The sequence below is a fragment of the Rhizobium sp. LARHSG275 genome (assembly GCF_052871115.1).
The window spans coordinates 239,825-262,106 of sequence record NZ_JBIXJN010000003.1 but is presented as its reverse complement, the minus strand read 5'-3'; the positions used below and the strand labels follow the sequence as shown (position 1 = coordinate 262,106).

The following is a 22,282-nucleotide window of genomic DNA, read 5'->3' as shown; positions in this document are numbered from 1 at the left end:
CAGGTCAGTCCGTCGGCAGGGCGAAGATAGCGCAGGGGGCGGCGATGCCGCGCAAGCTGTGCTCTCCGAGCGGCGTCAGCGCCGTCGCCGTATTCGCTGCCACAGTGCCCGAGATCAGCACGCTTCGACCGAGCGGCTTACACAACCCTTCCAGCCGGCTGACCAGATTGACGGCGGGGCCGATGGCTGTAAAATCCAGCCGGTCGGCCGCGCCGATATTGCCCCACAGGATTTCGCCGAAATGCAATGCTGCGCCGAAGGGCAGCGGTGCCAGCCCCTGCGCCTGGCGCAGCTGGTCGAGATGGGCCATGCCGGCACGGCTGGCGGCGACCGCCCGAAGTGCGGCCTCGCAGGCCTCGCGATCCGCTCGGCCTGCGTCGCGCTCGCCTGACGTAGCCGTGACCGGAAAGATCGCCAGCACGCCGTCGCCGATGAATTTCAGCACCTCGCCGCCGAAGGCATGCACTGCGCCGGCGACGCGGTCAAACCAGGCGTCCAGTGCTGATATCATCACGTGAGGTTCGGTCACCTCGGAGAGGGCGGTGAAGTCGCGCAGATCGGCGCAAAGAAGGGCGGCGCGGATGGTCTCGCCGGATCCGCGGGCAAGCGCGCCGGCCTGCACTCGCGCGGCGCTACGGCGGCCGAGATAGGCTTCAAGCAGCGCTGCCCGCGCCTCGCGCGCCGCCAAAGCGGCGAGCGGCGCTGCGGCAAAACGCGCGACCTCGCGCAGCAGGCCAGCCTCGGCCGGGCCGAATGCACCTGCCCCTTCCCCGCTGGAAACCCTCGCCCAGCCGAGCAGCGGGCTGTCCGACCGATTATCCTGCGCAGGCCCGATCCGGTCCTCCCATACCGGCCCGAGCCCGGCCAGCCACTCGCGCCCGGCTTCGCTCCGCGGAGCCGCGGCAAAGGCCAAAGCCTCAATGACAGCGCCGGTCTCCGCCCGCCACAGCCAGGTGCGCCGCGCGATGATCGGATGCGGCACCGACAGCGTCAGCGCGCCGCCCAAAAGCGGCAAGCCATCGGCCAGCAGCCGGCGTCCGAGTTCGGCCAGAAACCATTCGGGACTGGGTGAGGCACCGGCCTCGTCAACCAGCCAGGCAAGGGGAGACGGCAGATCCATGGCTTAACATCGCACGCTGACCGGGGCGGCCGCAAGGATGTCCCCCGGGTGAGCGCAGGCAGCCACTCCGAATGTCCATGAGGATGTTCCCATCGACTCAACCTGTGGCCCCCAAAAGGACGACCGCATCCCCTGTCGAAAACCACCGCGGTGGAAAACGAAAAATAAACACTTTAAACTTGCGCGAGTTTGATTCCATTATAAGGTCGTTCATCATCGTGTGATTGAGGGGTGCGATGGGTACGACATTCTGGCCGAAAGATCCGCTGGATGGGAACGACATGACGCTGCTGACGTCGATCCTTCGGCGATGGTGCGAAAGATATCAGGTCGAACTGACGGCGGAGGAGAGCAGCCGCAAGGCGAAGGAACTTGTCGAATGGTTCGAATTCGGCGTCAAGGATCCCGTCGAGCTCGAGGAATTGATCGACGACAAGCACTGGCTCGTCAGCAGGATCTGACCGTAGACAAATCGGGAGGACGCTGCCGGTCAGCGTCGACGAACCTATCTCATCAGAAAAGGCCGGGCGAAATCGCTCCGGCCTTCGTCCATTTTCACCTAAGCGAGACCCTTAGTCATCATCATCCCGCCAACGCCGATCGCGATCCCAGCGCCGCTCATGGCGCCAGCGCGGACCATCCCAATCCCGGTGACGCCGCTCCCAGCCCCAGCGGGGCGGACCACCGTAGAAAGCTACCGGCGGCGGGCGTCTCCAGTTTGGCCGGCATTCGCCCCAGCGCGTCAGATGCCAGCCGCGACCGCAGGCGTAGTCGACCTTTGTGACATTGCTCTGCACATTGATTGTCCCAAGCGGCATCGCCTCCGCGGTGCCGAACGAGAGGCTGCCGGCAAGCAAGGCAGCCGCGATAGAAAGTGCCTTCATCGAGAACTCCATTTTCAATCCAGCCACCCCGAGCTTATGGCCGCTAAATTGAACTGGAGATGAATTGCGCGTTCATGTTTGACGCGCGCGGAGAGCGTGGTTGGCCCGCGAGGAAACCGCTCAAGTTCTGCCGTAAAAAGCGTCGGGACCCGGATCACGCCCGGCGGCGACCTCGGTCAGCCGCCCCAGGTAATGCGCCCAGCCTTCCGCATGGCCGGCACATTGCTCGGCGCTCGGCAGGCCGCTATGGGTGAGCCGCAGCAGCGTTCCGCCCCCCTGCTCGATCAGGTCGATCTCGACCAGGCTCGACCCTGGCGGCACCACTTCGCTGCCATCCCAGCCAAAGCTATAGGCAAGGCGATGAACCGGAACCACTTCTCGAAACGAGCCGCGCGCAAAGCGGGCGCCGGTGACGTTGACAAGATAGAGCCCGCCAGGCTGCGGCTCGACCTGCGCCTCCGTTCCCATCCAGCGCAGGATCTTTTCCGGGTCGGTCATCAGCGCGAACACTGCGGCCGGCGGCGCCGCGATATGCGCCTCGCGGTGGACGACGAAGGGGTCTTGCATCTCTCTCTCTCCCGTGGTTGCCACGGCCCTGCCCGCCTCCGGTGGAGACGGCGCATCCTTTCTTGCCGTGCTATTCTGACGTGAATGTCCTCATTGGATGCATGTAGGCGCAAGCGCATCCTCAGCAAGAGGGCTTGCCCGTCGCGATCAACCAACAAGCGAAATCGCCGCTTCGGAGCCCTGATCCTACATTGGCCGCGAAGCATTTCGACCTATTGCCAGCCCGTCGCCTTCCCCCTATTGTTCGCGCCGTTCTCAGGGCGGGGTGCAAGTCCCTACCGGCGGTATGTAATCAGATTGCGAGCCCGCGAGCGCCTTCTCAGGAAGGGTCAGCAGATCAGGTGAGATGCCTGAGCCGACGGTCATAGTCCGGATGAAAGAGAACGTGCGTTCCTGCCGCCCTTGCGGCTGTCGGGGACGTTCGTGATCGCCTTGGGTGATGTGTCTTTTCGCCAAAGGAGATTACCATGACACCCACCCGCTATGCCTTCATCAAAGCCAGCTGGCACGCCGACATCGTCGACCGCGCCCTTGATGGCTTTCATCAGCTTATTCCGCCCGAGCAGATCGATGTGTTCGATGTTCCCGGCGCATTCGAGATGCCGCTGCTGTCGCGCGATCTTGCGGCAACTGGACGCTATGCCGCTGTCGTTGCCGCCGCCTTCGTCGTCGATGGCGGAATCTACCGCCACGAATTCGTCGCCCAGGCCGTCGTCGATGGGCTGATGCGCGCCGGCATGGATACCGGCGTGCCGGTGCTGTCGGTGTCGCTGACGCCGCATCAGTATCAGGAAACCGAGCATCACAAGCAGATCTACCGCGCACATTTCGTCGAGAAAGGGCGCGAGGCAGCAAAGGCGGCTCTGACGATCGGCAAAACCCGCGCCGCCCTTGCTGCGTAGGAACTTCCTGCACGCCGGCTCGACGAGCCGCAGGACGACAGACGAAGTGGCGGGGGACCGACCCCGCCGCCTCATCGGATCGACATGACCTCACCAACCGCAGGAATGAAAGCGACGCGCCGTGTGTCGCAGCGGAATCCGCTAATACCGGCCAAATCAGACAGAATAATTGATTCGACGACCCCACCGCGCCGTGGTCAACTTGGCCCGTCACGTGTCCGCAATTCTCAAGACATCCAGAACCCAAGGAGCTTAAGATGAGCAATGCACTGCGCAGCGAAACCCCCATCGAGACCCCGAGAACTCAGCCCGTCGACACCAAGCTCGAGGTGGTCGTCATCCCCGTTTCCGACGTCGACCGCGCCAAACGTTTTTACGACGGGCTGGGTTGGCGGCTCGACGCCGACTTCGCCAATGATGCCGATTTCCGGGTGATCCAGTTTACCCCGCCCGGCTCCGGCTGCGCGATCATCTTCGGCAAGAACGTCACCGCCGCAGCCCCCGGCTCAGCCCAGGGGCTTTATCTTATCGTCTCCGACATCGAGGCCGCCCGCCGCGATCTCATCGCCCGCGGCGTCGAGGTGAGCCAAGTGTTCCATGACGCGGCCGGCATCTATGCCGGCAAGGACGAGCCCTATCTGTTCGGGCGGCTGCGGATCGCCGGCCGCGATCCCGATCACCGCAGCTATCGCTCCTTTGCATCTTTCAAGGATCCCGACGGCAACGGCTGGCTGTTCCAGGAGGTCACCACGCGGTTGCCGGGACGCATCGATGCCGACGAGACGAAATTCACGACGTCGACAGACCTTGCGTCAGCGCTGCGCCGCGCGGCGACCGCTCACGGTGAACACGAGAAACGGAACGGCGGCAAACACGACGAGAACTGGCCGGACTGGTACGCCGAATACATGGTCAGCGAACAAGCCGGCAAGCAACTGCCCTTATAGGCAATGGCGGCGACATCCTCTGAGAAGCAACGGCATTTCGGTATGGCGCGCCCATGCCGAAATGCTCTATCGTGTCTTAGCCTAACATTACCGATCTCCTTGCCGGCGTCAGATCGAGTACCGGGATCCGCCAGAAGCCGTCATTGGGACGCGGGAGACATCTGCGACGTTACCCAACCGGAAAATGCGAGCATGGCCGCTGTTGGCGGCCTCGATTGAAGTCGGGTTAGCCAATAGCTCCCCAACGATATGGTGGTAGCAAAAGGTTGTCTGATAGCCCCCGAGGATAGGTGTCTGGAAAACATCGAAGGCGGGGCCAGAGCGATCCCCAGTCCTTGCAGGGCCGCCTCCATCATCGCCAGGGAAGAGTCGAAGACGATGCCTGCGTTTATCTGGGGCGCCGGAGGAACGTTCGCTGCGACAAACCAGGTGCTCCATTCGTCCGCCCTATAGCTCCGCAAAAGCGTCGCCTCGACCAGGTCTGCAGGCCGCCTCAAACGCTCGGCCAATTTGGGCGTGCACAGAGGAGAGAGCGGAGCGTCGAACAGACGCAGCGCTTCTGTGCCATGCCAGGAACCGCTGCCGAAGCGAATGGCAAAGTCCAGTCCCTCGGCCGCCATATCGACGCGATTATTGTTTGTCGAAATGCGCACATCGATGAACGGGTGCTGCCGTTGAAAATCCGAAAGCCTTGGCAACAACCAGCCGACGGCAAACGTCCCGACCACGCCAAGGAACAGCAATTCCCGCACCTGCCCGGCTTCAATCCGGTCCAACGTGATCGCCATCTGATCGAAGGAATTGGTCAAGGTCGGCAAAAGAGCTTCGCCTTCTGCAGTGATTTTCAAGCCTCTTGGGAGGCGCTGAAAAAGCGCAGCCCCCAATCGCCTCTCCAGGCTTTTGACCTGTTGGCTTACAGCGGCCTGGGTAACGCAAAGCTCAATCGCGGCACGGGTAAAGCTGAGATGTCTTGCCGATGCTTCGAAGGCCCTCAAGCCATTTAAAGGGAGGAATTGCCGAACCATCTTAGCCCTAGATTTTCTTGGATCTCCTCCGAGATATCATCGTTTGCTGCCGCAAAACAGTGCCGTTAAATGCCGTCCTCATGCGCCTTTGCGTTGATTGAAAGCTGCCTGCGGAGGATGAAAATGAATCGCAATTGGATAAAAACTCTATCGGCTACGTTGGTCTCGACATGTATTTCCACGAGTGGCTTTGCGGCCGACGAAGTGAAACTGAAAGCCATCTCGGACGCCGCGATAAGATCAATTATGGATAAATACGGCATTCCGGGCATGGCCGTTGCCATCGCCGTTGACGGGCAGAACCACATCTTCAACTACGGCGTCGTGTCGAAGGACACTAACAGGCCCGTCACTCCGGCGACCATGTTCGAACTGGGATCGATCAGCAAAACCTTTACAGTCACCCTCGCCTCCCACGCGGACGTGACCGGCCGACTTTCGCTGTCGGACAAGGCAGGAAAATATCTTCCGTCGATGAACGGAAGACCCTTCGGCAATGTCGAGTTGATGAATTTTGGCACGCACACGGCTGGCGGATTTCCGCTGCAAGTTCCCGATGAAGTCAAAACCGAAAAACAGCTGATGGAGTATTTCGCAAGTTGGAAACCTTCATACGCCGCCGGAACGCACCGAACATACGCCAATCCGAGCATCGGCGTGCTCGGATACATAACGGCGAAAAGCATGGGCAAAGATTTCACAGCTCTTATGGAAGACCAATTGTTTCCTTCTCTCGGGTTGACGAGCACGTATATCAATGTGCCGAAATCGAGAATGGCCGACTATGCCCAAGGCTACAAGCGAAGCGGTGAGCCGGCTCGGATGACACCCGCCACTCTTTCGTCCGAGGCCTATGGAGTGAAATCCACAGCAAGCGACATGATCCGGTTCATCGACGCAAACATGGGACTGGTCAAGTTGGACGGAAAACTCCAGCAGGCGATCACCAATACGCACACTGGATACTTCCATGTCGGCGCGATGACGCAAGACCTTATTTGGGAGCAGTATTCCTATCCCGCGACGTTGACGACCTTAATGGACAACAATTCCAGCGCGATGCTCAAGACTATTCCCGTCAAGCAGCTGAAGCCGGCGATGGAACCGCGCGACGATGTGTGGATCAACAAAACCGGCTCCACGAATGGTTTCGGCGCATATGTGGCGTTCATCCCGAAAGAGCGAGTTGGTATCGTCATTCTGGCCAACAAAAACTATCCCAACGAGGACCGTGTCTCTGCCGCATACCAGATACTGACTGATATAACTACGGCGCGTTAATCCGGGCATCAGCGGTCGAAGATATCCCGCCATTGCTTCTCACCAATCAGGCAGTCAGTGCCCGCCTCAGCGCCGGCGATTTTCTGCACCATCGCCGGCGGGGATAGGTCGCTGATCTCCAGCACCAGCTTGCGGCGCACGGCAACGGCGAAATCCTCGATCTTGCGGACCGGCAGCACGAAGGCGCCGGGGCCGCCGATCACGCAATCCGCATAATATTTGTCGAGCCCGTTGGGCGCATCGGAGGGCCGCAGCATGATGGCAAGGCCGTTGATGACCATGCCGGCTTCCACCGCCTTGTCCCGAGTGGGGGTGACGGGATCGCCGGAATTGTTGGGACCGTCGCCGGAGACATCGATCACCTGTCGCCTGGACTGAAAGGGACTGGAAACGATCATGCTGGCGCCCTGGGCGATCGCGGTAGAGATCGATGTGCGCCGTTGCGTGGCAATCGGCCGGGCTTCGAGTTTGCCGGCAAAAGCGATCGCATCCTCTTCCGTCTCGATCACCTGCCAGTCGATCACGGAATCCTGGACGACATAGCCAGCCCATTCGAAATAGCTGATGGCGATGCGGCCGGTCAGCCCGCCCTTGACCGCGTCGATGAACTCCTTGTGCTTCAGCGCTTCGACATAACCTTCGCGCTGGATGCCGATCTCCTCGAAATCCATCGACCGCGAGGTGTCGACGGCAAGCACGAGGGTCACATCGACCTCGCTTCCCCCCGCCTGGGCGACGGAGACGAGGCCGGAAAGACCCATAAGCACCGCAAGTGTCGTCAGCATTGGCAATCCAATCCCTGCGCCATCCAAGCCAGCGAACTCTAACACAGCTTGGCCGACGCAGATCGCTCGGCCCCGCGTACGGCTTCAATTTTCGGTGATGGATCGGAAGGCCTTCAATGCAAGGGAAGCCACAAGGGGGTCTTCCATGCTTTCAGCGCCTCGAGAAAGACCTGCAATCGGGAAGGCAGAAAGCGGCGCGTGGGATAGACGGCGTGCACGAAAATTTCCTCGGACGACCAGCCCGGCAGCAGGCGGACGAGTTCACCTTTTCTGATCTGTTCGTCGCAATAGGTCGAAGGCAGCAAGCCGATACCGTGTCCGCGATAGGTGAAGGCGCTTACCGCATCGAAATCCCGGCTCGATACCGGCCCCGACACATGCAGGCGAACCGATTTGCGACCGCTCACCAGATGCCATTCCGCCTCGCCGTTGCGGCCGTTCAAGAGCACGCATTGATGGTCCTTCAGATCTTCGGGCTTCAAGGGAAGCACCCTCCCCTTCAGATAGTCCGGTGCGGCGACCAGATAGCGCACGCTCTTGCCGAGCCGCTGCGCCACGATGGAGGAATCCTTAAGTTCGCCGAAACGGATGCCGAGATCGATGTTCTCCGCGATCAGATCGAGGAACAGGTTGGTGACGAAGAGATCGACCTGGATCTTTGGATAGGTTTTCAGGAAAGCCGAGACGAATTCGTAGAAGACTTCCTGTCCGAAGATGACTGGCACGGAGATTTTCAGCAGACCTTCCGGCTTTCTCTGTGTCTCGGTAAGCGCCTGCTCGGCATCAAGCAGATGGGCGAGCGGTTCGCTGCACCTGTTGTAATAGGCCTGGCCCTGCACGGTCAGGCTCAGTTTGCGGGTCGTCCGCTGCAGCAGCATCACACCGAGCTGCTCTTCCAGCGATTTGACCTTCCGGCTGACCGTCGATACAGGCATGCCGAGGGAATGGGCAGCGCGGCTGAAGCTGCCGTACTGCGCCACCTTCACGAAAACGGCGATATCGTTCAGATCAGCCATGTTCTGATTTTTGCATGGATGCAAAAGAGAATCCAGATATTTCCATCTAATCGCGTAATGGAGTTTTCGCCATATTCACCTTGCGAAAACAAGACAACCGGATGGAGGCGCATTCGCAGCAGCCCCATCTCGAGCGACCCCGCCTTTGCAACCGCAAGGTCCGCGTTGCCCGAACCAGATTATGGAAATCAGCATGACTACGAGAAAAACAGTCATCGTCACCGGCGCCTCCCAGGGTATCGGAGCCGGCCTCGTCAACGCCTTCATCCAGCGCGGCTATAATGTCGTCGCCACCTCGCGCCAGGTCAGCACTTCGAACGCTTTCCAAGCCTCCGACAGGCTGGTGCTCGTCGACGGTGACATCGGCAATGCCGAAACCGCCGCGCGGGTGGCAAGGACCGCAATCGATCGCTTCGGCTCGATCGACGCGCTCGTGAACAATGCTGGCATTTTCTTGGCCAAGCCGTTCGTCGAGTTCACGATGGCCGACTTCCACAAAATGTCCTCGACCAATCTCGAGGGCTTCATCCATCTGACCCAGCTGGTCGTCCGACAGATGCTCGCGCAGAAAACCGGCGGTAGCGTCGTCAGCATCACCACGCCATTGACCGATCATCCGATCGCCGGCTTCTCCGCCTCAGTCTCGATGATGACAAAGGGCGGCATCAACGCCATCTCCAAGAACCTGGCGATGGAATATGCGAACGAGGCCATTCGCTTCAATATCGTCGCTCCCGGTGTGGTGGACACGCCCCTGCACAAGGACAATCCGAAGGATTTCCTGAAGACGCTGTCGCCGATGGCAGGCATATCGAACGTCGAGGAGATCGTTGACGCCGTCATCTTCCTCACCGAAGCGCCGCGCGTAACCGGGGAGGTGCTGCACGTCGACGGCGGCGCACATCTGGGCAGATGGTAGACCATGCGAAAGCTAAGGCAGCCGGCGCGGAACGACGGCTGCAGGAACTCGGCATCACGCTTCCCCCGCCGCCGACACCCTTCGGGGCCTATGTCGAAGCGATAAGGACCGGCAACCTGGTCTTCTTCAGCGGGATGCTGCCGGTCGTCGGCCATGAGCCGCGCTATATCGGCCGCGTCGGCGGTGCACTGACGGCCGAGGACGGCAGGAAGGCGGCCGAAACCGCAACGCTGAGCGCGCTCGCAGCCGCCAAGGACTATCTCGGCTCGCTGGACAGGGCCGTCAGGATCGTCAAGCTTGGCGTTTATATCGCGACCGAAGGCGATTTCCGCGACCATCCGAAGGTTGCGGACGGAGCATCCGAAATGCTGCTTTCGGTCTTCGGCGAGGAAAAGCTCTCAGGCCGCGTCGTGCTCGGCGTCGCCAGCCTGCCTTTAGGCGTGCCGATCGAACTCGAACTTGTTCTTGAGGTCGAGGGATGAAAACGGCCGGGCGCGTTTCGGCGCGCCCGGTGGAGCGCATCTCGCTCTTCGACGCCGCTGGGGCGCGCTACGCTCACACCGCCACCAACAGCAGCACATAGGCGATCACACTCACCATCAGCCCGCGGAACGCAAAAGTGACGCAGCGGTATTTGTTGCGGGCGATGGTGGAGAGGATGTCGGCGTTTTCGAGGTACTGTTCGAAAAGGTAGCGCTCGTCGCGCCGCAGCGCCGCATCAAAGAACCGGTCGCGATGACCGTGCCAGGCGCCCCAGAACAATGACGTCGAGTTGTTCAAATGGCGCGGCAGTACGACGAGGATCGCCGACAGCATCGAAAAGACCGAAGCTGCGGCAAGCAGGCCGGAGAACAGCATACTGCCGGGCGTGCCGCTCACGTAGCGCGCCAGGCTGAAGACGGCCCTGACATCGCTGGAACTCACCAGGAATGCCAGCATGAAAGTGAAAATATAAGCGGCTTTCTGGTCAGAGATCTTGATCTGATCATAAAATATGTCATTGATTTTCTTGATATGATCGAAATACCCGGCGCCGATGTCACCCGTCGACGGTTCGCTTGGCATAAGTTCAGTTGCACTCTCGAATTCGCTCACCCGAATACTCCATCCCATAAGTGTTTCCCTGATATTACACTTCACACGGAATTCAAGAACACGTGTGCAATATGCTTGACTTTTCTTTTCTACTTGGACAAAGGGGAAGCGGGGGTTGGGGTCATGCTGGGTCGCTGGAAAAACATCTGTCGCGCCGGGGTGGCGCTTGCGCTTGTCGTGCCGGGCTTTTCGCCGGCGGCGGCTGACCCCGTGCAGCGTGCAACACCGGTCGCCGGTTCCGTCATCGCCCGCAAGACCGGCGAGGAGGTCCGCTTCATCGACGTGTCGAACTGGCGCGTCGTCGACATCAATCAAGACCTACTGACCGGCGACGTGCTGCGCACCAACGCCAACGGCCAGCTCGCCATTGTCTTTTCCGATCACACGCAGGTTCGCCTTGGCCGCAATTCCTCGCTGCAGGTCAAGAAGATGGCCGCGAGCGGCGACACGACGCTGGAGCTGCAATCGGGAACGATCTGGGCGCGCGCCGAGCGCGGTGGCCAGGGACTGACTGTGGAAACGCCGGCGGCCGCAGCCGCCATCCGCGGCACCGACTGGACCATGACGGTCGAGGGCGCCAAGACCTCGATGATCGTGCTCGAAGGCCGCGTCGCGCTCACCAACCCGCAGGGCAGCGTCGAGGTAAATGAGGGCGAGGGAGCGGTCGCCACGATCGGCCAGGCGCCGCGCAAGCTCGTCATCGTCACACCCGACGATCGCGAGCAGATGCTGTTCTACCTGAACCTGCGCGACGGCTTCGGGCTGATGCCGACCTCGCCGCTTCCGGCAGGCCGCATGGCCGACGAGCGCCGCCGACTGCTGGCTTTGCCGCCGGAACGGCGCACCACCGAGGACTGGCTGGAGCTTGCCGAAGTGCAGAGCGCCTTCGATGGCCGGCAGGTTACAGCCGCCACGCTTCACGAGATTCGCCGCCGCAAGCTGACGACCACCCAGAAGGCCCGCCTCGACCTGATCGATGCCACGATCGCCGGCTCCGAAAAACGCTACGACGAAGCGGCAAGATTGTTTGCGGCAGCACTGCCGCATCTCGACGCCAGCCGCCGGAACATGGCCCAATATGGCGGCTATTTCGCCCGTTCGCTTGCTGATCCCGCCCATGTCGAAAAGCCGCCTTCGGCTGCTGTCGGCCCCTATGGCGCGATCATGCAGGCCTATACCGCCGGCTTTTTGCAAAACCCGCGCACTGCCCTCGATGTGATCAGCCAAGCCGAAAAGCGCTTTCCGAACGATCCCACCCTGCCCGCGATCCGCGCCCAGCTGGCGCAGCTGATCGACGACCGCGCCCAGATGCAGGAGGCCGTGAACCGCGCCCTCTCGCTTGATCCCAACCATCCGATCGCCCTTGCCGCGCGCGCCTCCTACAAGGCAAGCTACGAAAGCGACATCGACGGCGCTTTAGCCGATTTGAACCGCGCCATCGAGCTTGCGCCGGGGGCGTCGGGATCATTGAACTCGTTGGGCCTGCTGCAGAGCGCCCGCGACGCCAATGGCGAGGCCGAGGCCGCCTTCCTGAAGGCAATCGCGCTCGATCCGCAGGATCCCGTGCCGCACGCCAATCTCGCCATCCTCTATCTCGATCAGTCGCGCATGAAGGAAGCCAAGCGCGAAATCGATACGGCGCTTACCGTCGATCCGTCCTTCGACATCGCGCTTCTCGCCCGCGGCCGCTACTATCTGCAGACTGGCGAACGCGACAAGGCGCTGGCGGATCTGCTGGCGGCCAGCACCGCTAATCCGGCGCATTCGCAGTCACAACTGATGCTCGCCGCCGCCCATTACGAAAAGGGTGACCGCATCCCCTCCGCGCAGGCGGTCGACAATGCCGACAGGCTCGACAAGAACGACCCCGTCATCTCCTCCTTCCGAACCGCTGTCGACATCGATGACTACGACGCCGACGGCGCGATCCGCAACGCCCAGGAGTTTCTCCGCCGCTCCAGGGCGCGCGGCGGCGACTACAGCGCGCTCGGCGCCAACAAGGATGCCGGCTCGACGCTGAACAACGCTTACCGCCTTCAGGGCCTGGATGCCTGGGGCCGGTATTACGGCGATGCCGTCTTCAGCCCCTTCGAAGGCAGCGGCTATATCGATCAATCGATCAAGGGCAGCATCTTCCCCTTCGTCAACGCGACTGATTTCGGCGACGATAATATCAGCCAGTACCGCGTCAACACGTCGAGTTTTTCCTCGCTCTTCCAGGGCCTGCTGCTTGATCCGCATATGCTGTCCGGCCGTTCGCGCTCGGCAACGCTGCTGCGCACCCCCTTTATCGAAGGCTCGCTCGGCGGCGGCATCAACAGCGTCGACGGCCATACGAGGCGCATCGGTGAGGCCGAAATCCAGGGCTTCTCCAACGAGACGATCCCGCTCAGCTTCTACGGCAACCTGAACTGGGAGGAGATCGCCCGCGACGGCAATTATACGGATTTTGGCGGCTTCTCCACCGAGAACAAGATCCTCAGCGGCAACGGTTATCTCACAGCGACGATCACGCCTGAGGATCGTATCGTCGCTTATTTCAATGGCGCCAAACGCGATTTCGACCTCGATACCTTGAGCAGTAATTCCCAGCTGTCGACCATTTTGAACGACGGGCTGTTCATTCCCTTGCTCGGCTTTCCTTTGGCACCCGACGAATTACCGCTCTATCAGACCCGGCGCGACATCATCACGACCACCAATGCCGGCATCGGTTGGAGCCACACATTCGGTTACGAAAACGTGCTGAATACAGCACTGCTCTATTCCGGCACGCGAACGAAGACTACCGACGAACTGGCGTTCGATTGGGAGACGGTGCCGTTCCTTGGTGGTCCCGGCACCGATATCCGCCCGTTCGGGCAGATCAGTCAGGACCAGAGTTCGAAGACCTATGTCGCCGCCCTCAACCACGATATCGGGGCGGGACCGCTTACCTTCCGCTACGGCGTCGAAGGTGGTTGGATCGACGCCCATAACAGCAGCTTCCTCAACATTGAGGAAGTCTTTCCAGTCTTCTTGCCAAGTGTGACACTTGGCCCCACGGAGACCGACAACCGCGTCGACATCGCCCGCGCCTATGTCGACGTGCTGCACGAGATCACGCCTGATCTGAAGGGCGAATATGCGCTGTTCGGCACGCGCATGTCAGGCGATGGCGTCGATGTCAGCCGGCTGGAACCGCGCTTCGGTCTCGCCTGGTCGCCTGTCCAGAACCACTGGCTGCGCGCCGCATTCATGCGTCAGAGCGTCGATACCGGCGTTCCCACTCTCGCTCCGGTCGGCATCCTCGGACTGCAGCCAAACCAGTTCTCGGTCGGCATCGAAGGTTATAGCGATACGGTCGCGCTGCAATGGGATGCCGAGTGGACCGATCGTTTCTTTACCTCGGTCGAATACCAGCACCAGGAATTGCATGATTTCTCGATCGACTTTCCGCTGATCTCGCTTCCGGCAGCCGACAGCCTGCCGCTGTCGAGCGGCAGCATCGACCGCGCCGCCGTGACCGCCAACGTCGCGCTCGGCTATGGTTTGGGCCTCTCCGCCACCTATGCCTATATGGAATCGGAGAACAAGGATCCGCTGGAGCCGAACTATGGCGGCTCGCTGCCCTACATTCCGAAGAATTCCGGCCAGATTGCCCTGACCTGGGTCAACGAGGCCAAGGTCAAGGCAACGGTGGCGGCCAATTATGTTGGCGAGCGCGACGGCGACGATCTCGGCACCAAGCTCGACGACTATTGGAGCCTCGATGCCCACCTGATCTGGGAACCGCTGGACAAACGCATCGCGCTGGAAGCGGCCGCCTATAACCTGCTCGACGAGGATTTCGAGCTGACGCCCGGCGTGCCGGGCTGGGGCCGCGCCTTCAAGGGCACGCTCAAAGTTCGTTTCTGATGCGGGTACGAGGCAAGCCTCGGCCGGCCGGCCGGCAAGCCGAAAGCCGCCATCTCAGGCTGCTGGTGCTGGCGCTTTCGACACTCGTCGCCATCTCACTGCTGTCGCGCCTGCCCGCCTGGTCGCTGCTGGAGCTGAGAAGCTTCGACTATCTCTCGACCGTCGACGATCCCCGTCCGCCACCCGGCGGACCCGTCATCGTCGCGATCGACGAGCCTTCGCTTGCCGATATCAATGCGCAGTGGCCCTGGCCGCGCAGCCTGCATGCCCGGCTTGTCAGGCAGCTGCGCACGGCCGGTGCCCGTGTCATCGGCCTCGATATCATCATGGCCGAACCCTCGAACCCCGATAACGACGACGCGATCACTAGGGCTGTCGGCCCGGATGTCGTGCTCGCCGGCGACGAAACGCTGATCGAGACGCCCCAGTCCTCGCAACTGATCCGCGCCACGCCGCTGCCGCAACTGACTGAAGCGGGTGCTGTGACCGGCATCGCCTCCGTCGATCTCAGCGGCGACGGTGCGTTCCGGCGCATTCCAGGTTATGAGGACGGCTTTGCCGCCATGCTGATGAAGGCGTCGGGAGCAGCACCCAAAGCCTTGCCTGCTGGCCGGCTCATCCAATCCTTCGGCGCGGCCCGCAGCTATCCCACAGTCTCCTACTACCAGGCGCTCGACCCTGAGAACCTGCTGCCGCCGGATTATTTCAAGGGCCGCGTCGTGCTCGTCGGTCTCAGCCTGCAGAATGCCCCTGCCATCGACAAGGGCGGCGTCGATGCCTTCGCGACACCTTATACCGTCCACACCGGCACGCTGACCTCCGGCGTCGAGATCCAGGCAACGATCTACGACAATATCCGCCGTGGCCTGTCGATCGCGGAAGCCAGCCTTCCGCTGGTCGCCGCCTGCATCCTGATCTCCGTGCTGCTCGCCGCTGCCACCGTCTGGCGTTCGACTGGATGGCTGACGATCGTCGCCAGCGTCGTGACCGTATTCGCCTTCGCTGCTGCGAGTTTTGCCGGCATCCGCTTTGCCCATATCTTCGTCCCGCCGCTCGGGCCAGTCGTTGCCTATGTCTCGGTCGCCTTCGGCCAAGCCGCCTTCGATTATGCCGAAGAACGTCGCAACAAGCGCCAGATCATCCGCGCCTTCGCCCAATATATCTCGCCCGATCTGGTCAGGCGCCTGTCGCACGACCCCTCGCAGTTGAAGCTTGGCGGCGAGCGGCGCACGCTCTCCGTGCTGTTTTCCGATGTGCGTGGGTTCACCACCATCGCCGAGACGTTGAAAGATGATCCGGAGCAACTGACCGGCCTGATCAACCGGCTGCTGACGCCGCTCTCCGACGTGGTGATGGATCACGGCGGCACGATCGACAAATATATGGGCGACTGCATCATGGCCTTCTGGAACGCCCCGCTCGACGATCCCGATCATGCACTGCACGCCGTCAAAGCCTCCCTTGCCATGCAGGCGGCGATATCGAGTCTCAACCAAGAGCTGGAGCGGGAGGCGGCGATGCGCGGCGGCAGGCCGCACGTGCTAAAGATGGGCGTCGGCATCAACACCGGCGAATGCATCGTCGGCAATATGGGCTCGACCCGCCGCTTCGACTATTCCTGCCTCGGCGACAGCGTCAATCTCGCCTCCCGCCTCGAAGGCGCCTCGAAGAATTATGGCGTGGCGCTGCTGCTCGGCGAGGAGACTGCAAGACTTGTCGCCGGCACCTATACCGTCGTCGAGCTCGACCGCATCATCGTCAAGGGCCGCACCGTGCCCTCGCCTGTCTATACCGTCGTGCACAAGGCCGACGCCGAAGCCCTTGCCGCCCATCGGGCCTTCACGCAAGCGAAATACGCCGGCACACTTGCGCCATCCGACCCCGCCTTTGACAGGCTGGCCACCGATATCCCGGAACTTACCCCCTACTACGCGATGGTCCGCGATGCGCTGGCCGAATCCGGCGAGGAATGACCGGCGACGACGTCTTGTCACGCCTGATAATTGCGCATGGATGTTGTTTTATGAGCCGCTCGTTTTGCCAAAGGCATACATGTTTGTCGGCGCGCCATGCAGTATCACCTCGCGCTCGAAAGTGAAGCCGCATTTCTCGAGAATGCGCTTCGAGGCGGCATTGACGGGGCGAACCAAGCCGATCACTCGGTCCGCATGCAGATTATCGAAGGCGAAGGTCAGCGTTTCCCGGACCAATTCCGTGGCATATCCCTGCCCCCAGCTTTCGGGTTGCAGATGATAAGAAAGATTGAGGTCGTCGAATTCCTTGGAAACGGTCACACCGCCGAACCCGATCAGCACACCGTTCGCCTCGACGGCCCAACGCCCAAACCCGTGATCTTTCCAATGCCCGATATCGCGCGCAAGCCGCTCTGCGCTTTCCGCCGGCGTGTCAGGCCGGGGCGCCGGTCGGTGTGCGACCAATTCCGGCCGCGAAAAAAGTCGGGTCAGGAAATCGATATCCCTTTCCATGGGAATTCTGAGGCGCAATCTGGCGGTACGCCTTACCGCCGACGGCAAGGCACTCTTGAATTCGTTCTCAAGCATCTTCCATCCAATTTGGAAAATTCGGTAATGTGACTGATATCAAATTATTCCGGTCGGCGCGCTTCCAGCGGCGCCTCCTGCCTGTATCCGTCGAAATAGCGGCCGCCATGCAAGGCAAGCTCCCGGTCGGCCAAAGCCAGGAATCGGGCGCCGTCACCCGCAGCCGCCAGACTGAACGCCGCGTCGAATTCGGCCGCCAATTGCGCGTCGAGCTCCCTGATCAGACGGGGCGCCCACTTTCCCCGGCCAGCCCACGCGCCACGTCCGAGAAGCATCAGGTCGGCGAGCTTCTGATAGAGCAGCGCCGCAATGGCAGCGATCTCTTCGGGCGGGCGCGTTCCGCGCAGATCGTCGGCCAGATCGGTGACCTGATAGCGCAGCAAGTCGTAGTCTGCCCCGGCAAGAGGTTTCGGCCCCGCCGCCAGCATCCTTGCCGCCCATGCCTGCATGACGCGGGCGTTGTCGATATCCGGCCCCAGTATGCTGCCCGTGACAACCATGTTGACCATGATGGGATAACCGCTGTCTGCATCCTGATGGAGATAATGCGCCAGCGTCTGCGGATCGTGGACGAAGGCCTCAACCGGGAAGCCGTCCTCAGTGAACGATTCCCGCCAGGCTCTTTTAAGCGACGGGAACACGACGACCAGATCGATATCCGAAAAGGTGGCGCCTTCGCCGCGCATGATGGAACCCGCCGCGTAGGCGAAAGCAGCCCCAACATAGCGGCTGGCGACACAGCGGCGGGCAGAGGCCAGCGCTCGCTCCGCAAGAATATTTTTCTGGATATCGTCCACGGATCTCGTCCTCGAATGCGAGCACGGGCGGGAACAAAAAACCCGCTCGTCACCGGCGGGTTGGTCTTAGCAGCAATGAACGGAATTCAGTTCACGCGTCTACCACCCACCGCGGCGCGGTGGTCGTAGACGTCGTCGAAACTGCAAAACTCCTGTTCATGGCAGTAACGATACCGCTGGATAGTCACAGCGTCAATGCACCGAAGCCGGACGCCAAGGACGCTTCCCCGGCGCGATGTTTTCCGTCTAAGATGGCGCAAAGACTCGTAAACAGGAACAGCCCACCAATGTTCGATCCCGTCACCGTCATCCCGCTTCCGCAACCGGTGCTGCTGCCGGTCGAGGGCAGCGTCGAGCGTTTTCCGGTGCGCCGCGTCTATTGCGTTGGGCGCAACTATGCCGACCATGCGATCGAGATGGGTCACGATCCCAGCCGCGAGCCGCCCTTCTTCTTCCAGAAGAACGCCGACAACCTGCTGCCGGCAGGCAAGGCCTTTCCCTATCCGCCGCTGTCATCAGACGTGCATTACGAGGTCGAGTGCGTGCTGGCGCTGAAATCGGGTGGCGCGAACATCGGGGCCGCGGACGCGCTCGACTGCATCTACGGCTATGCCGTCGGTATCGATTTCACCCGCCGCGATCTACAGGGTGAGGCAAAGAAGCTCGGTCGTCCCTGGGAGGTCGGCAAGGCCTTCGAACATTCTGCCCCTGTCTCGTCGATCGTTCCGGCAGTGCGTCTCGGCCACCCCGCTGAAGGTAAGATCTGGCTGGAGCAGAACGGCAAGCGCGTGCAGGACGGCGATCTCAACCAGATGATCTGGAAGGTGCCGGAGATCATCGCCGAACTGTCGAAGCTCTTCACTCTCGCGCCTGGCGATATCATCATGACCGGCACGCCCGCCGGCGTCGGCGCGGTGGCCAGGGGCGATCGCATCAATTGCGGCATCGACGGAGTCGCCACCCTATCGGTCGAAGTCGTCTGAGGAGAGAGCCATGCCCGTCTATGCGCTTGGCGGATCGACGCCGAAACTGCCCGCTGCCGGCCTCTATTGGATCGCACCGGATGCCAATATCATCGGCCAGATCGAACTCGGCGAGAATGTTGGCATCTGGTTCGGCGCCGTGCTGCGCGGTGACAACGAGAAGATCACCGTCGGCGAAGGCACCAACATCCAGGAAGGTGTGATGGCCCATACCGACATGGGCTTCCCGCTGACAACAGGCAAAGGCTGCACCATCGGCCACCACGCCATCCTTCACGGCTGCACCATCGGCAACAACACGCTGATCGGCATGGGCGCAACCATCCTGAATGGTGCGAAAATCGGCAACAACTGCCTCGTCGGCGCTAATACGCTGGTGACCGAAGGCAAGGAATTCCCCGACAATTCGCTGATCGTCGGAGCACCCGCCCGGGTCGTGCGGGTGCTGGATGAGCAGGCTGTCGAGAGCATCCGTCGCTCGGCGGAAAACTACGTGGCGAATTGGCAGCGGTTTGCGCGGGATCTCAGGCAGATCGGGTGAACCAGGCAACGCGACCGGTGGCTTGTTCTCTGACGCGGGCAAGGGTTGACGAGAGTGGTATGCCCTATATTTTGCCCCTCGCTTGCGCTCACTGCATTCGCGGCTTTGCCGCTCATCCCCTCATCCGACCCTTCGGGCCACCTTCTCCCCGCTGGGGAGAAGAGGGAGAGCAAGTCGCTTTCGCTCGTTTCCGCAAACGGCGCAGTCAGGAAGGGCAAGACGCCGCCACGATTCCGCTTCTCCCCGGCGGGGAGAAGATGCCGGCAGGCAGATGAGGGGGATGAGCGGCGAAGCCGCGAATGCACTGAGCGCAAGCGAAAGGGCAAATAACTGGACGTACTCCGGACACGCGAGCCGCTTACCAAATTCCCGGAATCCACCGCCAGCGCACACGCTCCATGTACTCAGCATAGCCTTCGAGCCCCTTGCGCAATTCTGCCTCCTCTCCCAGCGTGCGGCCGAAGAGTACAATGATGAGCAGGCCGGCGGGGATCAGCGCGTAGAGCGATCCAAGCGACAGCGCCATGCCGACGCTGAGCACGACAGCGGTTGCGTATCCGGGATGGCGGATGGCGGCATAGGGTCCGGTATCGATTACCTTGTGGTCGCGGTCGGTCTGAATGCGCACTGTCGGCTCGAAATGCCGGTTGACCGATTGCGCCCAGGTCAGGCCGAGATAGCCTACTGTCATCAGCAGATAGCCGATGAGGACCACCCAATCTGACTGCGGCGCCCAGTGGAAACGCCCGTCGTCGAACGCGCCGACCGGAAGAATGGCGACAAAGAGAATGATTGTCAGCGTCGCCACCACCGCATCCCAGGGCTTGGTGCCTTTCTGATATCGGCTGCGCGCCGCAAACAGCTCCGGATTTGTCCGCCAGATCCAGATGATCGCGACACATGTCAGTGCAAGGAAGAGACCGAGAAAGATCCAGCCACGCGGCCAGTCGAGCGTGCCGGCTGGCCAGAATAGCGCGGCAAACATCACGGCAATGGTGATGGCGAGCGAGCCGAGCGATGGCGCCGTCGCTGCGAATGAGTGATTGGGCCGAGTGTTCTGCTCTGTCATGACCGCTTCCGTTCAACCGGGAACGAGCTGTCTGCATCCCAACGGCTGCCGCCTAAGTCTAACACAACCGCACCGGATTGAGGAGACGGAAAGCACCCGATGGCAGCGTAGCGAACGAAAGCCGCGCTTGATCGTAGCGACGCTTTTGCATCCAGCATTCGGAGATGTCGGAAAAATTCTGCCGTCGCCGCAATGATGGTTGAAGGCGGATTTCGGTAAAGAGCCGCCTACTCGGCAGCTTCGAGAAACTGGCTGTTTCGTGAGGAAGAGGCAAGCGCCTGAACCCTGGCTTCGGCCTTTGCGATCAGTTGATAGAATTCGTCCTGTGCTTCGACATCCAGTTGAATGACGGCATTGACGTCATCAGGCGTATCGCAAACGCAGGCGACCGCAGAAATAGGACAGATGCCGCCGGGGTAACGTCTGCCGGTGCCGGTATAGGCGCGACGGCCCCAACGCTCGGAATAGACCGTCTCTTCCCGCTCGAGCTGCAGGATCGTTCCCTTGCAGGCGGTCACGATAGCCGCCTTGCCGTAAGCGAACCAGTGGTAGTTCAGCCTCCGGAGAATATATTTGCCGGTGATATCTTCGCCAGCCAGTTCGGCGGGGTTTTCAATCATTCTAATCATGACGGCTTCCTCAACGTTTAAACAATATCCGTCATGTCTTCGCGCGCAGCAAGTCAAAAAACGCAGCTTTTGGAGACACTTAGTCACAAAGTGTTTCCGATTCTTACATTAACCACGCACCGCGCACCCCCTGCGCGCACAATTCTTTGTCGAATTTCTCGTACTCTGCTACCGATTTCGTCATTGTCCGAAATGGCAGTCACGTCGATGTCCCCTTGTGTTTTTCGGCGCGGCCCCGATATGTCTCTCTGACAGGCCCGAAGACTGCGCCGTTTTCATTCCGGGAAACGGCTGGCTGTTTCGCCGGTTCGCCATGGAGCATGATGCCGAAAAGCGTAAGCCGTCTTCGGACAATATCATCCTCTAACTGTTTAATTTAGAATAGGATTCAGATTTTTGGGCCGACCAAGCCTAAATCATCCTGTTCCGAGAGGAGAGCATCATGGTCGACGCGATCAATCCCATCTCCGCCACCGCCCGGTCCGAAGCTACCAAGGTCGGCACCAGCACCTCGATCGGCTCCGAACCCGACAATGCCTGGGTCGCTGCCCGCCAGTCGCAGATCACGGCCGATCAGCTGGCAGCGAAGAAGTCCACAGAAAAGGAAGCCGCAAGCGATATCATCCCGCACGCGGATCTGATCGTCGATTATGAGCAGCATCCGCAAAAGCGGGACGGGCATGCGGCATCGGAAGAAGGAGGAGAGGCCGGCGAACAGGCGGAACAGCCGGTGTTGTCAGGCGAAAGCGATCGGATCGGCACCCGCAATTTCGACGACGACACGCCCTTCGGCGAACGCGTCGCCATCATCTGATCGAAACACAGACCGGAAACCATCCGCGCGATCAATTCGAGCCCGCAAGCTGGGACTCGATCGCCGTCTTATCGATGACCGACCAGACTTCGACGATCTTGCCGCCGCGAAATTCGTAGATGACATTTTCGGTGAAGGAAAGGCGCCTGCCGTTTACATCGAGGCCGAGGAATTTTGCCTTCGGCCTGCAATCGAAGCCGAGCCGGCAGGCGATGTATGGCGGATCGCAAAGCAGCATCAGCACCTTGAAATAGAGATCGGGAATCTCTTCGAAGTCCCGCTCGAGCATGGCGACGTAACCCGGCAGCCCGAGGCGCCGGCCGTTATGAACTGCATCGTCGCCGACGAACTGCCCGAGATTTGGCCAGTCCTGCCTGTTCAGGCAGGCGATGTAGCCCCGGTATATCTCCGCGAGTTCGGTCTTCGTCACGCGATCGTCCCTGGCTTGGT

General features: G+C 61.0%; 23 protein-coding genes and 1 riboswitch. Of the genes, 11 read left to right on the top strand and 12 right to left on the bottom strand.

Translation table 11 applies throughout. From position 1 onward, the window contains the following. Positions 1 to 4: 4 nt before the first annotated feature. Complete coding sequence (locus tag ACIPSK_RS05130; protein ID WP_162116090.1) at positions 5 to 1,120, bottom strand: adenylate/guanylate cyclase domain-containing protein; 1,116 nt, start codon at positions 1,118 to 1,120, stop codon at positions 5 to 7. A 236-nt stretch (positions 1,121 to 1,356) separates the two neighbouring features. On the opposite strand from ACIPSK_RS05130, the gene ACIPSK_RS05125 reads away from it, so the two are divergent. Further along, on the top strand, positions 1,357 to 1,581 hold the full coding sequence (locus ACIPSK_RS05125; RefSeq protein ID WP_162116089.1) for a hypothetical protein: 225 nt from the start codon (positions 1,357 to 1,359) through the stop codon (positions 1,579 to 1,581). Positions 1,582 to 1,692: 111 nt separating this feature from the next. Here the strand turns inward: ACIPSK_RS05125 and ACIPSK_RS05120 are convergent, their stop codons facing one another. After that, entirely contained in the window at positions 1,693 to 2,004 is a 312-nt protein-coding gene (locus tag ACIPSK_RS05120; RefSeq protein ID WP_162116088.1) for a GCG_CRPN prefix-to-repeats domain-containing protein, read from the bottom strand. Positions 2,005 to 2,124: 120 nt separating this feature from the next. Further along, positions 2,125 to 2,571, bottom strand: a complete 447-nt coding sequence (locus ACIPSK_RS05115) for an SRPBCC family protein (protein WP_017964945.1) — start codon at positions 2,569 to 2,571, stop codon at positions 2,125 to 2,127. Positions 2,572 to 2,818: 247 nt separating this feature from the next. After that, positions 2,819 to 2,960, top strand: a riboswitch (FMN riboswitch). A 78-nt stretch (positions 2,961 to 3,038) separates the two neighbouring features. Here ACIPSK_RS05115 and ACIPSK_RS05110 point away from each other — a divergent pair. Both ACIPSK_RS05110 and ACIPSK_RS05105 read left to right on the top strand, forming a co-directional pair. After that, positions 3,039 to 3,473 (top strand): 6,7-dimethyl-8-ribityllumazine synthase, encoded by a 435-nt coding sequence (locus ACIPSK_RS05110; protein WP_162116087.1) that lies wholly within the window; start codon positions 3,039 to 3,041, stop codon positions 3,471 to 3,473. Between the two features lie 257 nt (positions 3,474 to 3,730). Beyond that, on the top strand, positions 3,731 to 4,420 hold the full coding sequence (locus tag ACIPSK_RS05105) for a VOC family protein (protein WP_162116086.1): 690 nt from the start codon (positions 3,731 to 3,733) through the stop codon (positions 4,418 to 4,420). A gap of 140 nt (positions 4,421 to 4,560) precedes the next feature. Here ACIPSK_RS05105 and ACIPSK_RS05100 read toward each other — a convergent pair whose 3' ends face one another. Continuing rightward, positions 4,561 to 5,445 (bottom strand): LysR family transcriptional regulator, encoded by an 885-nt coding sequence (locus ACIPSK_RS05100; protein WP_162116085.1) that lies wholly within the window; start codon positions 5,443 to 5,445, stop codon positions 4,561 to 4,563. 123 nt (positions 5,446 to 5,568) lie between these two features. Between ACIPSK_RS05100 and ampC the strand changes: the two genes are divergently transcribed. Then, entirely contained in the window at positions 5,569 to 6,726 is a 1,158-nt protein-coding gene (gene ampC / locus ACIPSK_RS05095; protein WP_162116084.1) for a class C beta-lactamase, read from the top strand. Between the two features lie 8 nt (positions 6,727 to 6,734). Here the strand turns inward: ampC and ACIPSK_RS05090 are convergent, their stop codons facing one another. Both ACIPSK_RS05090 and ACIPSK_RS05085 read right to left on the bottom strand, forming a co-directional pair. Next, positions 6,735 to 7,511 (bottom strand): DUF1194 domain-containing protein, encoded by a 777-nt coding sequence (locus ACIPSK_RS05090; RefSeq protein WP_162116083.1) that lies wholly within the window; start codon positions 7,509 to 7,511, stop codon positions 6,735 to 6,737. A 113-nt stretch (positions 7,512 to 7,624) separates the two neighbouring features. After that, positions 7,625 to 8,527 carry a LysR family transcriptional regulator gene (locus tag ACIPSK_RS05085; RefSeq protein ID WP_162116082.1) on the bottom strand — a complete coding sequence of 301 codons (903 nt, stop codon included), beginning with the start codon at positions 8,525 to 8,527 and terminating at the stop codon, positions 7,625 to 7,627. Positions 8,528 to 8,720: 193 nt separating this feature from the next. On the opposite strand from ACIPSK_RS05085, the gene ACIPSK_RS05080 reads away from it, so the two are divergent. After that, the gene (locus ACIPSK_RS05080; protein ID WP_162116081.1) at positions 8,721 to 9,446 is read left to right on the top strand and encodes an SDR family NAD(P)-dependent oxidoreductase; all 726 of its coding nucleotides are present in this window, start codon (positions 8,721 to 8,723) and stop codon (positions 9,444 to 9,446) included. After that, complete coding sequence (locus ACIPSK_RS05075; protein WP_162116080.1) at positions 9,440 to 9,928, top strand: RidA family protein; 489 nt, start codon at positions 9,440 to 9,442, stop codon at positions 9,926 to 9,928. Before ACIPSK_RS05080 ends, ACIPSK_RS05075 begins: the two co-directional genes overlap by 7 nt. Positions 9,929 to 10,001: 73 nt before the next feature. Here ACIPSK_RS05075 and ACIPSK_RS05070 read toward each other — a convergent pair whose 3' ends face one another. Further along, positions 10,002 to 10,541 carry a Pycsar system effector family protein gene (locus ACIPSK_RS05070; protein ID WP_017964951.1) on the bottom strand — a complete coding sequence of 180 codons (540 nt, stop codon included), beginning with the start codon at positions 10,539 to 10,541 and terminating at the stop codon, positions 10,002 to 10,004. 123 nt (positions 10,542 to 10,664) lie between these two features. Here ACIPSK_RS05070 and ACIPSK_RS05065 point away from each other — a divergent pair, with 123 nt between their 5' ends. Together ACIPSK_RS05065 and ACIPSK_RS05060 are read left to right on the top strand one after the other, a co-directional pair. After that, positions 10,665 to 14,438 (top strand): FecR domain-containing protein, encoded by a 3,774-nt coding sequence (locus ACIPSK_RS05065; protein ID WP_162116079.1) that lies wholly within the window; start codon positions 10,665 to 10,667, stop codon positions 14,436 to 14,438. Then, positions 14,438 to 16,411, top strand: a complete 1,974-nt coding sequence (locus ACIPSK_RS05060) for a CHASE2 domain-containing protein (protein ID WP_162116078.1) — start codon at positions 14,438 to 14,440, stop codon at positions 16,409 to 16,411. Before ACIPSK_RS05065 ends, ACIPSK_RS05060 begins: the two co-directional genes overlap by 1 nt. Positions 16,412 to 16,459: 48 nt before the next feature. Here ACIPSK_RS05060 and ACIPSK_RS05055 read toward each other — a convergent pair whose 3' ends face one another. Beyond that, positions 16,460 to 16,999, bottom strand: coding sequence for a GNAT family N-acetyltransferase (locus ACIPSK_RS05055; RefSeq protein ID WP_162116077.1), 540 nt, complete (start codon positions 16,997 to 16,999; stop codon positions 16,460 to 16,462). A 44-nt stretch (positions 17,000 to 17,043) separates the two neighbouring features. After that, positions 17,044 to 17,796 (bottom strand): nucleotidyltransferase domain-containing protein, encoded by a 753-nt coding sequence (locus ACIPSK_RS05050; RefSeq protein WP_162116076.1) that lies wholly within the window; start codon positions 17,794 to 17,796, stop codon positions 17,044 to 17,046. Between the two features lie 287 nt (positions 17,797 to 18,083). On the opposite strand from ACIPSK_RS05050, the gene ACIPSK_RS05045 reads away from it, so the two are divergent. Next, positions 18,084 to 18,779 carry a fumarylacetoacetate hydrolase family protein gene (locus ACIPSK_RS05045; RefSeq protein WP_162116075.1) on the top strand — a complete coding sequence of 232 codons (696 nt, stop codon included), beginning with the start codon at positions 18,084 to 18,086 and terminating at the stop codon, positions 18,777 to 18,779. Between the two features lie 10 nt (positions 18,780 to 18,789). After that, positions 18,790 to 19,320 carry a gamma carbonic anhydrase family protein gene (locus ACIPSK_RS05040; protein ID WP_017964956.1) on the top strand — a complete coding sequence of 177 codons (531 nt, stop codon included), beginning with the start codon at positions 18,790 to 18,792 and terminating at the stop codon, positions 19,318 to 19,320. A 358-nt stretch (positions 19,321 to 19,678) separates the two neighbouring features. On the opposite strand, the gene ACIPSK_RS05035 is transcribed toward ACIPSK_RS05040, so the two are convergent. Further along, complete coding sequence (locus ACIPSK_RS05035) at positions 19,679 to 20,389, bottom strand: methyltransferase family protein (protein ID WP_162116074.1); 711 nt, start codon at positions 20,387 to 20,389, stop codon at positions 19,679 to 19,681. Between the two features lie 227 nt (positions 20,390 to 20,616). Then, positions 20,617 to 21,018: a hypothetical protein gene (locus ACIPSK_RS05030; RefSeq protein ID WP_032992435.1), complete on the bottom strand. Its 402-nt coding sequence runs from the start codon at positions 21,016 to 21,018 to the stop codon at positions 20,617 to 20,619. A 442-nt stretch (positions 21,019 to 21,460) separates the two neighbouring features. Here ACIPSK_RS05030 and ACIPSK_RS05025 point away from each other — a divergent pair, with 442 nt between their 5' ends. Continuing rightward, on the top strand, positions 21,461 to 21,832 hold the full coding sequence (locus ACIPSK_RS05025; protein WP_162116073.1) for a hypothetical protein: 372 nt from the start codon (positions 21,461 to 21,463) through the stop codon (positions 21,830 to 21,832). Positions 21,833 to 21,863: 31 nt separating this feature from the next. Here the strand turns inward: ACIPSK_RS05025 and ACIPSK_RS05020 are convergent, their stop codons facing one another. Next, entirely contained in the window at positions 21,864 to 22,262 is a 399-nt protein-coding gene (locus ACIPSK_RS05020; protein ID WP_162116072.1) for an ester cyclase, read from the bottom strand. Positions 22,263 to 22,282: the final 20 nt, after the last annotated feature.